The organism is Chitinophaga sp. (genome assembly GCF_035538455.1).
Classification (GTDB): domain Bacteria; phylum Bacteroidota; class Bacteroidia; order Chitinophagales; family Chitinophagaceae; genus Chitinophaga.
The window spans coordinates 1-13,717 of the sequence record NZ_DATLKJ010000178.1 but is presented as its reverse complement, the minus strand read 5'-3'; the positions used below and the strand labels follow the sequence as shown (position 1 = coordinate 13,717).

Annotated in this window: 8 protein-coding genes; 2 read left to right on the top strand and 6 right to left on the bottom strand. The window is 48.0% G+C overall.

Annotated elements, in window-relative coordinates:
* The first annotated feature begins 175 nt into the window (after positions 1–175).
* A complete protein-coding gene (locus tag VM802_RS21530) occupies positions 176–2,398 on the top strand; it encodes a peptidase domain-containing ABC transporter (RefSeq protein WP_325534430.1) in 2,223 nt (740 codons plus the stop codon).
* A 14-nt stretch (positions 2,399–2,412) separates the two neighbouring features.
* Complete coding sequence (locus VM802_RS21525; protein ID WP_325534428.1) at positions 2,413–3,111, top strand: HlyD family secretion protein; 699 nt, start codon at positions 2,413–2,415, stop codon at positions 3,109–3,111.
* 13 nt (positions 3,112–3,124) lie between these two features.
* On the opposite strand, the gene VM802_RS21520 is transcribed toward VM802_RS21525, so the two are convergent.
* The 6 genes from VM802_RS21520 to nirB form a co-directional block, all read right to left on the bottom strand.
* Positions 3,125–4,582, bottom strand: a complete 1,458-nt coding sequence (locus VM802_RS21520; RefSeq protein ID WP_325534426.1) for a rubredoxin — start codon at positions 4,580–4,582, stop codon at positions 3,125–3,127.
* On the bottom strand, positions 4,582–8,082 hold the full coding sequence (locus VM802_RS21515; RefSeq protein ID WP_325534424.1) for a molybdopterin-dependent oxidoreductase: 3,501 nt from the start codon (positions 8,080–8,082) through the stop codon (positions 4,582–4,584). The genes VM802_RS21520 and VM802_RS21515 overlap by 1 nt, the downstream gene beginning before the upstream one ends.
* Before the next feature lie 18 nt (positions 8,083–8,100).
* Positions 8,101–9,339, bottom strand: coding sequence for an MFS transporter (locus VM802_RS21510; protein WP_325534422.1), 1,239 nt, complete (start codon positions 9,337–9,339; stop codon positions 8,101–8,103).
* Between the two features lie 66 nt (positions 9,340–9,405).
* Positions 9,406–10,722: an alginate export family protein gene (locus VM802_RS21505; protein ID WP_325534420.1), complete on the bottom strand. Its 1,317-nt coding sequence runs from the start codon at positions 10,720–10,722 to the stop codon at positions 9,406–9,408.
* 79 nt (positions 10,723–10,801) lie between these two features.
* A complete protein-coding gene (nirD, locus tag VM802_RS21500) occupies positions 10,802–11,176 on the bottom strand; it encodes a nitrite reductase small subunit NirD (RefSeq protein ID WP_325534418.1) in 375 nt (124 codons plus the stop codon).
* A gap of 24 nt (positions 11,177–11,200) precedes the next feature.
* On the bottom strand, positions 11,201–13,699 hold the full coding sequence (gene nirB, locus VM802_RS21495; protein ID WP_325534416.1) for a nitrite reductase large subunit NirB: 2,499 nt from the start codon (positions 13,697–13,699) through the stop codon (positions 11,201–11,203).
* Between the last annotated feature and the right edge of the window lie 18 nt (positions 13,700–13,717).

The window sequence follows — 13,717 nt, the reverse complement described above, 5'->3', positions numbered from 1 at the left end:
AAACTTTTTTCTGTTATGAATCAAATATAAGGCTTCTTTTCATTTTTCCTATTTTTTAATAAATTTTTTTTAGTAAAATTACTTTATGAACAATGTAATTTATTTCAACTGTCAACATACCCTTATTTTATAATAACTACTATCGTTATATTACTGCATTCATACTTCTTCAACCATGAGTTTTACTTTCTACAAACAGCTTGATGCCATGGATTGCGGTCCCACCTGCCTCCGCATGATTGCAAAACATTATGGGAAAAGTTACTCGTTACAAAACCTGAGAAACAAAAGTGGCATCAGCAGGGAAGGCGTTTCAATGCTTGGAATAGGACGTGCAGCCGAAGCGCTCGGGTTTCATACAGTAGCTGTAAAAACAAGTATTGATAAACTGGAAGAAGAAGGATCATTTCCTTTCATTGCTCACTGGCAGCAAAACCATTTCGTAGTTGTAAGGAAAATTAAAGGAGATAAAGTGTATATCGCTGATCCGGGTAAATCACTGATAGATTTCAGTAAAAAAGAATTTAACAGCAACTGGGCAAGTACGGCAAATGGCGCCCAACAGGAGGGCATTGCTTTACTGCTGGAACCATCCCCGTCATTCTATCTCGCAGAAGAAGAGAAAGATAACCGGATGAAGTTCACTGTGCTTTTCAATTACCTGTGGATGTACAAGAGATTGCTGCTGCAATTGCTGATGGGGCTTGTTATCGGAAGTACATTGCAACTGATATTCCCTTTCCTGACCCAATCAATAATAGATGTTGGTGTTAACAGCCGGAACATTGGATTCATCTACCTGATCCTGCTGGCACAACTGATGTTATTTACCGGGCAGGCAACCATCGACTTTCTGAGGAGCTGGATACTTCTACACATCAATACCCGCATTAATGTATCCATACTTTCTGACTTCCTCATCAAACTGATGAAATTGCCGATATCTTTTTTTGACAGCAAAATGATTGGGGACATCATGCAGCGAATGGACGACCAGCAAAGAATTCAGAGCTTTCTCACAGGTCCTGCCCTACATACACTATTCTCCTTCTTTAATTTTTTTGTTTTCAGCATTGTTATTATTTCCTATGATATAAAAATATTCTCCACCTTCATTACAGGCAGTGTGCTGTACGTGCTCTGGGTGTTGCTATTTCTTAAACGCCGGAAAGCGCTGGACTATAAACACTTTGATATTGCCGCGCAGAACCAGGGTAAGGTGATCCAACTGATAAATGGCATGCAGGAAATCAAGATGAATAATTGTGAATTATCGAAGAGATGGGAATGGGAAAGGTTGCAGGCCAGGCTTTTTAAAATTAGTATAAAAGCGCTGTCGCTGTCACAACTTCAGCAGGGAGGTGCATTTTTTATCAACCAGGGTAAAAATATACTCATCACTTTTTTATCTGCAAAAGCAGTCGTTGACGGCTCTCTGTCGCTAGGTGGCATGCTGGCCATCCAATATATTATCGGACAATTAAACAGTCCGCTGGAGCAATTCATTAACTTCATTCAAAGTAGCCAGGATGCCATGATCAGCCTGGAAAGACTGAACGAGATACACTCCATGCCGGATGAAATACCAGCTGAAAGCAGGGAAAACATTACCAGTGAAAATACCGACAATACGCCGCAGATATTAATTATTCCATCAGATAAAAGTATCCACTTAAAAGATATTTCCTTCAGATATCCCGGAACAGAAACTCCGCCTGTGCTGGAAAACATATCGCTTCATATCCCCGAAGGGAAAACTACCGCTGTCGTTGGCACCAGCGGAAGCGGGAAAACTACGCTATTGAAACTGCTGATGAAGTTCTATCATCCCAAGGATGGAATCATCAAAGTAGGCGCTTATCCACTGCACATGATCAACACCAGGACATGGCGCGATAACTTCGGTGCTGTGCTGCAAGACAATTACATTTTTTCTGATACCATAGCCAACAATATCGCCATAAGTGACGAAGCGCCGGACCCCGCAAAGCTCCTTCATGCCATCAGGATGGCCAATATTGAAGATTTCATCGGAGAATTGCCCCTGGGTATCAATACAAAAATAGGTGTTGAAGGCATCGGTATCAGCCAGGGACAGAAGCAACGGATCTTAATCGCCAGGGCTATCTATAAAAATCCGGAGTATATATTTTTTGATGAAGCTACCAACGCCCTCGATACTAACAACGAAAAAGTGATTATGGAAAATCTTGAATCATTCTTTAAAGGAAAAACTGTTGTAGTTGTTGCACACAGGTTAAGCACAGTTAAAAATGCCGATCAGATAGTTGTGCTGCATAAAGGCCGTTTAATTGAATCTGGCACTCATCAGGAGCTGATCGCATCAAAAGGTGCCTATTATGAACTTGTGAGGAATCAACTGGAATTAGGGAACTAATGAAACTATTAACTATGGCAGAAGAAAAAGAGAATGAAATCACATTGCCGCTCCGTAGTACCGAAATCCAGGAACTGATCGGCAGACCGCCACACTGGCTCGTGCGAAGCGGAACAGGCGCTTTTTTCCTGCTGTCGCTATTGCTCTTTACTGTAAGTTGGATAGTGAGGTACCCGGAGACAATTGAGTATCCGCTAAAACTTAACCTGGCTGCTTCACCACAGGTGATAACCATGCCTGCCAGTGACAGTACATTTAAGGTATTGGTACAGGACGGGGAAAAGGTAACAAAAGGACAAATTCTGGCATGGACAGGGAACGAAAAACATCAGCTGACCGCCTCCATAGACGGTAATGCATCATTCGCCGTTCCGTCTGAAAATATGGTATCATCTGCGGTAGGCACTCCTCTGCTCTATATAATGCCTGCCACTTATAATCCGTTTGGAATTATGCATATATCGCCTGATGACATAATAAAAATCAGGAAAGGCCAGCAGGCATTGGTAAAGATAGCAGGAGAGAACTTTACGATACCTGCCAGAGTGGTGCTCATCAATAATGTCCTGACAGACTCTTCTTACCAGGTATGGCTATCCTTCCCATCAGGTCTGAAAGACGACGCCGGAAAACCACTGCTAATCAGAGAAGGAATGACCGCCACCGGCAGGATTATAATAGCCAATAAAAGACTATTGGAGAAAATGTTTTAACAAGATCAGAATCTCATCTCTTCTGATAAACTAACTTTTCGTATCCCACTTCCTTAAATACTTCTACTCCTGCATCACATACCGAGCAGCTATACTCAGCCGGCAATGCATCAAATGGCGTTCCGGGGGGTGCCCCCTGGGCAGCATCTCCCGCAGCAGGGTCATATACTGTCAGGCAACTGCTGCACTGATAAACGATATGCTCCGGCTCGTTGATCTGTATGGATTGCTGTTGCTCCTGCACAAAATGTTCCAGGATATCCGTTTCACTCTTCTGTTCATAAAATAACTTGCAAAGGGCTGCCACATAGGGCCCCAGATGCTCTTTTGATACGTTCTGCCGGTAAGGTACTATTGTGGCGGCATTCGCGCTGAAACCCGCTGTATGGAAGATGTCATAACGCTGCATATATTTCAGCTGACTGCCGTGGCGGTTCTCCCTGCGCCGGATGATAATATTACCAAATAGACTCGCCGGCCGCTGAATTTTCACACTGAAGCATAATCCATATGTGCGCACATCCGCCACATCAAAATAACGAATGATGTGCCGCTTGAGTACAAGACCATCCTCACAGTTATCCTCCACTTGCCAATTCAGTTCATTGGCAGCATGCCGCACATTGATACCGTGTTTGTCCAGCACATAATCCCAGAGGTTACGGTGCATGGCTTCAATATCCTTGATCACAAGAGACTTCCAGGGCGTTGCATACAACTGTCCTATACGGGTCTGCATGCAGATCTTACACACCTCTTTCAGGAATGCCACTGAAAAATCTTCATCGCGGCGATAAATACCCAGCCAGTAAGTATTATGATGCCTGTTAAACCCTTCATAGTAAGGCAGCCGGAAGGCAGGTAAAGCAGGATCTTCAGTCTTCTCCTTGAAGATATACGATACGGATTCCTTTACGCTCTGACAAATAACATCCGGTTGTACCCCTTCCTGTAAGAGGATTTCGGCCGCCTTTGTCACAATGGCGATGTTGTTGGTATAAATCAGTTCCGGCCATGCATACAGCTGCTGACTACCCGGCGGCCGCAGGTAAAGATACCAGTAATGCAGACTTCCGGAAGCCACCCAGTTGACATGCCCTGTAAACAGCGGAACAAATGTCTGACGGCTGTCACAGATATTTACTTTCAATGCCGGAGAATAGTCAAACAGGTTAAATACGTCTTTGTAAATACCCTCCGTCAGCCAGGTATTATTGATAAAAATATCTGCCGCAGGATAGGAACTGAGGATGTTAGGATATGTGGAAAGATTGATCTGGTGATCACTGCAAGCTGATATGAAATCAGGCATATATTTATCTGGCACATCTATTAACAATTGCTGACGTAATCCAAAACGTATATACGTTATCGTCATAGACGATACAATGTCCAGCAACTCATGCAATTTGCCGGGAGAGATGATCCCTCCAGTGAAGTTGACCTGTAGTGTGTGTACCTGTTTTGCCATTATGATACTGCTACCTGTTTAGCTTTCTGTAAATGTTTTTCCAACAGCGCTTTCACTTCCGGTCTGCAGCTACCACAGCCCATTCCCGCACCTGATGCCTGGCACAGCTGCTGCAGGTTATCGCAACCGGATGCTATCTTCTCCTGTATATTTCCTTCTCCAACATTCCCGCAGGAACAGACCAGCTTGCCCATCACGGCCGTTCCCTTCTTACCAGACCGCAATAGCTCAAGGCGCTTGTCAGATAATTCGATGCGCTGTTCGATGAGATCCCGGAATTCCAGGAACTCCGTCTTATCTCCAATTAAAATAGTGCCCACCAGCCGGTCTTCATGTATGATGCATTTCTTGTAAAAGCGCTTGGCCCGGTCGATGAATAATATTTCTTCATAAGCGGGATCCTTGGGGGTTTCCACCATGCCAATGGAACAAAGGTCTGTGCCATGCATCTTGAGAATATTCATCGCCAGCGAGCCACGATAACAGGCGCCGATGTCGCCGTTCAGGAAGCGCGCCACCACAGCTGCCTGCTGCTCTGCTGCCGCTGTGATACCATACAGCATGCCATTAAATGATGCGATCTCGCCAACAGCAAAAACATCCGGGTCGCTGGTCTGCAGGTATTCGTTGACAATCACGCCGCGATTGCATTGCAACTGTGCTGCCAGGGCCAGCTCAATATTAGGTATGGTACCTATGGACATCACCACCGCCTGACAAGGAATATAGCGGCCGCTTTTCATATGGATACCTTCCAGTTGCTCCCGCCCGGCAAACCGGTCTATTTCATCATTATAACAGATCTCAATGCCGCGGTCTGTCAGCTCTTCAAAGAGCAACTGGCCGCCAAGCGTATCCAGTTGTCTGTCCATCAGGCGGGAAGTTCGCTGTATAACGCCAACTGGTATGCCCATCTCCCGCAGCGAGGCGGCCAGCTCAATGCCCAGCAATCCTCCACCCACGATCATGACCCGACCCTTATCCGGATCAATATGCGCCTTAAAAGCATCTGCATCCATCCGTGTACGCATAGTGAAAATACCCGGAACCGGCGGCACGTCCCGCAGTGTGGCGGCCCTGCTGCCGGTGGCCAGCAACAGAATATCATACGTATGTACGTTGCCATTGCTATCGGTCACTTCTTTTCTGGAGCGGTCGATATGCACGATGCTCACACCGCGATGCAATGTGATATTGTACTCTTTTTCTTCCGCACTGGTCATCTTCACCAGCTGCCGCCATTGTTGTGTACCGCTGATGTAATCCGGTAACATCACCCGGTTGTAGAAGGGCAGGTCTTCTTTACTGAATACCACGATCTCATCTTCTGTATTCAGCTCCCGGTAAGATTTCACAAAACCGCAGGCTCCAGCTCCTGCACCTATTATCACAATTTTCTGTACCGGCTTTCGATAGCGCTGCACCTGCACTGCCGCATACTTAAAATCTGGTTGCTTTGATACAGGATCGAGTAACTTATGGGTAAGATTATTGGCCCTGTGCAGGTCATTCTGCAGGATCTTTCCCCAATGCATAGGAAGAAACACCACTCCCCTCCTGATGGTATCACTGAGCTTTGCCTTGACACGTACAGCTCCCCTGCCATTGGTAATCGCTGTAATGTCACCATCACTGATTCCCCGCGCGGCGGCGTCTTCAGGATGTATTTCCAGGAAGGCTGCATTAATGTGCTGCTTCAACTTATTCACTTTACCTGTTTTACTCATGGTATGCCACTGGTCCCGTATGCGGCCGGTAGTGAGTATCAGTGGCAGCTCTGATGATAATGGCTCGGACTGATTTGCATCGTCAAAGCTATGGATCTTAGCGCGGCTGTTGTCTGTATAGAACTGGTGATCAGCAAATAATCTTTGTGTGCCTGCCCCTTCGTGATAAGGCCACTGCACACTGCGTTGCGACCTGAGCACCGTATAGTCAAGTCCGCTGATGTCGATGTTGGTATCCGCAGTGAGACGCACATGTTCTTTGTAGATATCTTCCATATTTGTATACCCAAAGCCGTTATATCCCATTTTCTGTGCGAACCGGCAGATGATTTCCGCATCCGGCAGCGCTTCGCCTGGCGGGGCTGTAATCCGCCCCAGGTAACTGATACGGCGCTCGGCATTGGTCATAGTACCTTCCTTCTCCGTCCATGCAGCGGCTGGCAGCACCACATCTGCATAGTGCAGGGTTTCAGGTTTGGAAGATATTTCCTGGACCACCACAAACTTTGCCTTTTGCAATGCCGCCTCCGCGAAGCGTGCGTCGGGCAGGCTCACCAGCGGATTGGTGCACATAATCCAGATCGCCTTCAGGCGGCCATCATCCAGCGCGTCAAACATTTCAGTGGCGGTAAGTCCGGGTTTATCTGAGATAGTAGTGCCGCCCCAGAACTCCTGCACCTGGCGGCGATGTTCTGCATTACTCAGTACGCGGTGTGCTGGTAATAAGTTTGACAGGCCACCTACTTCCCGACCACCCATCGCATTGGGTTGGCCGGTTAAAGAGAACGGACCGCTGCCGGGCTTTCCGATGTGTCCCGTGATCAGGTGCAGGTTAATAAGACTCAGGTTCTTATTCACTCCTATCACACTCTGATTCAGTCCCATCGTCCATAATGTCATAAATCCCCCGGCGCCGCCTATCATATCAGCGGCTGCACGGATGGCAGTTTCCTCTACTCCGCAGATGGCCGCAGCTTCTTCTATACTACGCTGCATCACGGTGAGCTCATACTTTGCAAAACCATCGGTATGTTGCGTGATGAACGTGTGATCAATATGACCGTCTTCAATAAGCAGGCGGCCGATAGCATGATGCAATACAATATCTGTCCCGGGAATGATCTGCAGGTGCAAATCCGCGATGCTGCAACTCTGTGTTACGCGCGGATCGCTGACAATGATCTTCAACCGGGGATTGGCCGCCCTGGCAGCTTCCACCCGGCGCCAAAGTATAGGATGGCACCAGGCAGGATTGGCGCCCGCCACGAAAATACAGTCCGCTTGTTCTATATCGTCGTAAGTACCCGGAACTGCATCTTCTCCCAGCGCCATCTTGTAAGCCGCTACAGCGCTGCTCATGCAAAGGCGGGAGTTGGTATCAATATTATTACTGCCGATAAAACCCTTTATCAGCTTATTCACTACATAATACTCTTCTGTAAGACATTGACCTGATGCATAAAATGCCACCGCATCAGGGCCATATTTTTTTATAATGGAAGAAAATACAGCTGCCGCACGCTCCAACGCCTGGTCCCACGTAACTCGCTGCCGCGGCAGGCTCCGGTGATAACGCATCTCAGGATAAAGCAACCTGTCGGAAGTATCCATCACCGTATAATGCAGGTTCATGCCCTTGGAGCATAGCATTCCCTTATTAACCGGATGTGTTGGATCACCATCCACATGCAACTTCCCCTGCCGGTCTTTATGCACCAGTATACCACAACCAACACCGCAATAACAACAGGTCGTTTTAAGTGTAGACAACATATTCATCCTTTAAGATTATCAGGAAGCCACTACCGGAGGAGCTGTTACTAACTCCTCTCCTTCCGCTTTAGGTGCAAATCTCGTCAGCAGCACAATACAGCCGACCGTTATCACCGCCAGCCCGATATACGTGAACGCTTGTACATATGTAATGTGTTCCGATTTAAAAAGGAATCCGAACATCATACCTCCTAAATTCCCGCCAGCACCTACAACTCCGCTCACCAACCCGACATTCTTCTCATTAATGAAGGGTACTATACCGTAAGTAGCACCGTTAGCCATTTTCAGGAAGAGTGCAAATCCCAGCATCGACACAATAGCCATAGCGAATGATCCCGCTTGTGCAAAAAATACCAGACCGATTCCTTCCAGCAATAGCACAAAGGCCAGCAATATTCCTTTCCCTTTCATACCGGCCCGGGCGCCCACCTTGTCCGATACCATACCTCCGAGTGCCCTGGCAAAGAGGTTCATGAATCCGAAGATACCAGCCCAGAAACCGGCAGCACCCTGTGGCAGATGAAAAGTATCCACGAAGTGCAGAGCAGCCACGTTATCAAACGTGATCTCCATACCAAAGCAGGCGCCGTAAGCCAGTGTGAGTGCCCATATACGCCAATCCGCCAATACGGACCAATCTGTTTTGCTTTGCATCCTGCCACGGTCTATCTCATCAAAATTTCCATCCGGCGTATCTTTTGTATAACGATAATATAGCCAGGCGACACCCAGCATCATCACCCCGGGTAGTATCATGGCATAACGCCACGCCTCCGGTTTAGTATAGCCGAAACCTACAATTGCAGCAAAAACCAGTGGCATCACCATATTGGTAACGCCGCCTCCCAAATTCCCCCATCCTCCGGTGATGGCATTGGCTGTACCTTTGATGGCTGGTGCAAACATCAGAGAAGTATGGAATTGAGTGATCACAAAAGATCCACCTATGATGCTAATAGCTAACCGAAACAACAGGAAAGAGGTATAATCCTTTGACAGTCCTACCAGGAATACCGGCAACGAACCTATCAACAGCAGGCGTATAGCGGTTTTGCGTGGCCCCCAGGTATCGCAGAGGCGGCCTATTACCAGCCTTGCTATAATTGTACCCGATACGGAAGCGATGATAATATTTCCCACTTGCGCTTTTGTAAGACCAAGATCTGTTCTGATAGTTGGCATCAAAGGCGCCAGGCCGAACCATCCGAAAAAGCACACAAAGAACATCAGCCACGTAATATGAAAAGTGCGCATTTGCACCGTATTCAGACTGAATAATTTTAATCTATCGAGAACCGGCATTGTTTTATTTTTTAAGGATTACTTAATCTTCCATTGGGGATGGATATTGATCATAACGTAGGCCCAATTACTGTTAGACGCAGCATTGACAACATTCTTTACCTGCGCCAGTGCAACTGTACTCCAGAAGTGACTGTAGCCCGCTTCCAATCCGATTATGTCTGTTAGTGTATAAGATGCAGTGATATCTGTTTCCGTACCGAAGTATCTTTTCTTGCCATTCAAAGCAGCGGTACTGTAAAATCCATGGACATCTGCCGCGATAATGCAGCGGGTGCCTGCGTTCAGCCTGCTCCGGATGTAGTAATCCTGCAGGCCTTTATTGCCAAAGGGACTGGCTGCATAAAAGTAGTCCATAGTACCGCAGAACTTATGCGGCGTACCGTACAAAGGATCAAAATCAGGTGTGATATAATCCGCACCAGCTCCGGCACTAAAAACCTTGCTGACAGCATATTGCAGCACTCCTGACCACAAAGATGCACTTACCGTTTGCCCGTTACCGTTAGTTCCACCCTGAAAATAAGCGGTAGCAGTATACGACAACCGATCACTCCTGCCTGTATAAAACAGTCCTGTAGTAAACCGCCCATAAGTGGCGCTCTCCCACACTTTCACAGCTGTATGCTCTACGCTGTCGATATGATATTTCGGGAATTGGTCAGACAGGAAAAGGAAGGAGAGATGACCTGTTTTGAACATCCTGGATACATACAAATATTCCAGGCTCTTGTAAGCCATGCCGCCATTTGTATTGGCGGCGTAGTTACCAGGCGGTACAGGGTTGTATTCTGTGCCGGACGCCTTTTCTTTATTCTGATTAAATGCAAATCCGGCATGCATGGTCCAGCTGCTGCTTTCATACCTGATCACGGCCGCATCATGCCGCCGCCCCTGCTGTAGCCAGTCGAGGTTTCCCAGCAGGCGGCTATCGTCATATACCAGTTCCTGCCGGCCAGCTTTGATGGACAAACTCCGGCTCTTAATAACCGTATCCGTGAGCATGATCTCTGCCCATGCTTCATGAAGCATGATGCCGTTGTTATCCGGCGTAGTAGTACGATTGATGGTGGAAACATCCTGCCCCCAGACACGTACATCCTGTACTGTTAGTCCAAGTTTGATACGGTAGGCACTGAAACCGGCCATCAGCCGGGTGCGTTGAGAAGTGAAGAAGGCGGGCGGCGCTCCCTGTGTCTGCGGAGCGCCCTGCCCGTTGCGTAGTTCGGGCCGTATACGCACCTGGGCACCCAGTATAAACTGGGCATAGCCACAGTGCGATAACAGTAGCCCGGGCAGCATGAGCCATTTGCCGCCACGATACCATTTTTTCATGTACCTTTGGTTGATTTTAATTGAGCCAATCAATTCAGATCAGAAGCCCGGCTAGCCTGCCCGCTGCCGGGTTTCGTCATTATACTGCTGCCATTTCTGTGCCCTCACTAACGCCGATGTATACACGATCATTCACCACACGTACAGGATATACGGTAAGTGCGCATTCCGCTTCGTCTGTAAGACAACGGCCGTCAAGCAGGGAAAATGTTTTTTTGTGAAAAGGACAAGCCACCTTCGGCTCATCTTTAACCGTGCCGGTCATCCCACGGCTTAATGCCATCTGCCTCCGGTGCGGACACATGTTCTGTGTTGCATACCATTCATTTCTACGGGCGAAAAAGAACAGGGCGATCTGTTCGTCGCCATACTTTACACATACTCCGCCATTGCCGGGTACGTCCGATGTTTTGCAGGCATAGAACCAGTGAATCGTTGTTGAAGAAACAGACATAGCAATATGTTTTTATGAAGAAAATTATTTCCAGTCAATCGCTTTTTTCTGACCACGCATAGTCTCAAATTTCACGGTAGGATCTTTGTCCTCCGGAGCATTGATGAAGTGAGAGAAGCGTTTGCGCAGCTCCGGGTTTTCCACCACTTCTTTCCATTCACATTTATAGCTGTCTACCAGCTGCTGCATTTCATTTTCCAGCTGTGCGGCAATGCCCAGGCTGTCGTTCACTACTACGTTGCGGAGATACTCTATGCCTCCTTCGAGTTTGTTCAGCCAGGTAGCGGTGCGGGTAAGCGGGTCCGCTGTTTTGATATAGAACATCAGAAAGCGGTCGATGTAGCGGATACAGGTTTCACTGTCGAGATCAGCAGCGAGCAATATGGCATGCTGGGGCTTAGAGCCGCCATTGCCACACACGTATAGGTTCCAGCCTTTTTCTGTGGCGATGATGCCGAAATCTTTTGACTGTGCTTCTGCACATTCTCTGATGCAGCCGGATACGGCCGACTTGATTTTGTGTGGGGCACGCAGGCCACGGTAACGTTCCTCAATGCGGATCGCATAGCTTACGCTGTCGTGCAGGCCGAAGCGGCACCAGGTGGAACCTACACAGCTTTTTACAGTGCGTAGTGCTTTGCCATATGCATGGCCGCTTTCGAAACCTGCCGCAATCAGTTCTTCCCATATTTTCGGAAGGTCAACGAGATGTGCACCGAAAAGATCGATACGTTGGCCGCCGGTGATCTTTGTATAGAGATGATATTTTTGTGCGATCTGACCGATAACGATCAGCTTCTCAGGTGTAATCTCTCCGCCTGGAACACGTGGCACCACAGAGTAAGTACCCCCCTTCTGGATGTTGGCAAGATAGCGGTCGTTGGAATCCTGCGCAGTATCATTCCCTTTTTTCAGGATCATATCATTCCAGAGGCTTGCCAGAATGGAGGCCACCACTGGCTTACAGATCTCGCATCCTTCACCGTGACCATAATGATCCAACACTTCGTCATATGAGTACAGTGCCTTTATTTTTATCAGGTCCAGCAGCTCCTGCCGGGAGTAGTGAAAGTGTTCGCAGATCACGTTGCGGATGTATTTACCCTGCGCCTTCATCGTAGCAGTGATGATGTCTTTTACCATAGGCGCACAGCCACCGCAGCAGGTGCCGGCTTTGGTACATTTCTTAACATCATCCAGCGTTTCATGACCATCGGTCACGGCCTGGCAGATAGCGCCTTTGCTCACGTTTTCACAGCTGCAGATGACGGCTTCGTCCGGAAGCGCGGCAATGCCTGCGCCCGTGGGTGCACCTTCGCGGGCAGGCCCCATCAGTAAAGACTCGGGGTCTGGCGGCAGTTCCAGTTTATTCTTTGCGGTTTGCAGCAGTATATTATAAGCGGACGCTTCGCCTATGAGAATACCACCCAGCAACTGCTTTCCATCGGGTGTAACATCGATGCGCTTGTAGATGCCTCTATGTCTGTCTTCAAACGTAATGCTCCGGCAGCTTTCAGCCGGCGTAAACGGATCGCCGAAGCTGGCCACATCCACACCGATGAGCTTCAGTTTGGTACTCATATCAAAACCGGTGAACATCTTTTCTTCTCCATTGATATGTGCTGCTGCTACCTCCGCCATTTCATAGCCTGGCGCCACAAGGCCGTAGATCATATTATTAAAGAGCGCGCATTCACCGATGGCATATATAAAGGGATCAGACGTCTGCATATATTCATTCACCACAATGCCACCGCGGATGCCGGTTTCCAGCCCGGCGGTCTTTGCCAGCTCATCTCTCGGCCTGATACCTGCAGACACTATTAATATATCCGTTAACAGGAATGTATCATCGGTGAACTGCAACCCGGTAATATATTCATCACCGGTGATGGCTTTGGTATTCTTGTTGGTAAGTACTTTAAGTCCGAGCTGTAATAATTTCTCCTGCAACAGGTCAGAGCCTTTATCATCGATCTGACGGGGCATCAGGCGGGAGGAGAACTCGATGATATGCGTATCTGTAATGCCCAGGTCCAGCAGGGCTTTGGCTGCCTCCAGACCGAGGAGGCCTCCGCCTATTACAGTGCCGCTTGTTGCGCGTGGAGCATAGGCTTTCATCATTTCGAGGTCTTCAATGGTGCGGTAAATGAACACACCCTTCTTATCGATGCCTGGTACGGGAGGTACAAAGGCTGCAGATCCTGTGGCCAGGATGAGATAATCATAAGTTTCCACTATTCCTTTATAAGAATGCACTGTCTTCTTTTCCCGGTCAATGGCAACCACGGGATCGGCGAGGTGCAGGCGTATATCATTTTGCAGATACCATTCAGGTGTGGCGAGCAGCAGGTCTTCTGCTGTTTTGCCATCAAACCAGGAAGTGAGGTGAACACGGTCATAGGCAGGGCGCGGCTCTTCACCAAATACGATCAGCTCTGTTGTGTCGGGGGTGGTTTTGGCTCGCAGTTTCTCGCAGCATTTATATCCCACCATGCCGTTTCCAATAACAACAATTTTCATTGGAGGAGATTTAAGACT

What these genes read in the sequence shown, in the direction of transcription:
- VM802_RS21530 (WP_325534430.1), top strand. Translation starts at nt 176, where the DNA reads ATGAGTTTTACTTTCTACAAACAGCTTGATGCCATGGATTGCGGTCCC.
- VM802_RS21525 (WP_325534428.1), top strand. Translation starts at nt 2,413, where the DNA reads ATGGCAGAAGAAAAAGAGAATGAAATCACATTGCCGCTCCGTAGTACC.
- VM802_RS21520 (WP_325534426.1), bottom strand. Translation starts at nt 4,582, where the DNA reads ATGGCAAAACAGGTACACACACTACAGGTCAACTTCACTGGAGGGATC.
- VM802_RS21515 (WP_325534424.1), bottom strand. Translation starts at nt 8,082, where the DNA reads ATGTTGTCTACACTTAAAACGACCTGTTGTTATTGCGGTGTTGGTTGT.
- VM802_RS21510 (WP_325534422.1), bottom strand. Translation starts at nt 9,339, where the DNA reads ATGCGCACTTTTCATATTACGTGGCTGATGTTCTTTGTGTGCTTTTTC.
- VM802_RS21505 (WP_325534420.1), bottom strand. Translation starts at nt 10,722, where the DNA reads ATGAAAAAATGGTATCGTGGCGGCAAATGGCTCATGCTGCCCGGGCTA.
- nirD (WP_325534418.1), bottom strand. Translation starts at nt 11,176, where the DNA reads ATGTCTGTTTCTTCAACAACGATTCACTGGTTCTATGCCTGCAAAACA.
- nirB (WP_325534416.1), bottom strand. Translation starts at nt 13,699, where the DNA reads ATGAAAATTGTTGTTATTGGAAACGGCATGGTGGGATATAAATGCTGC.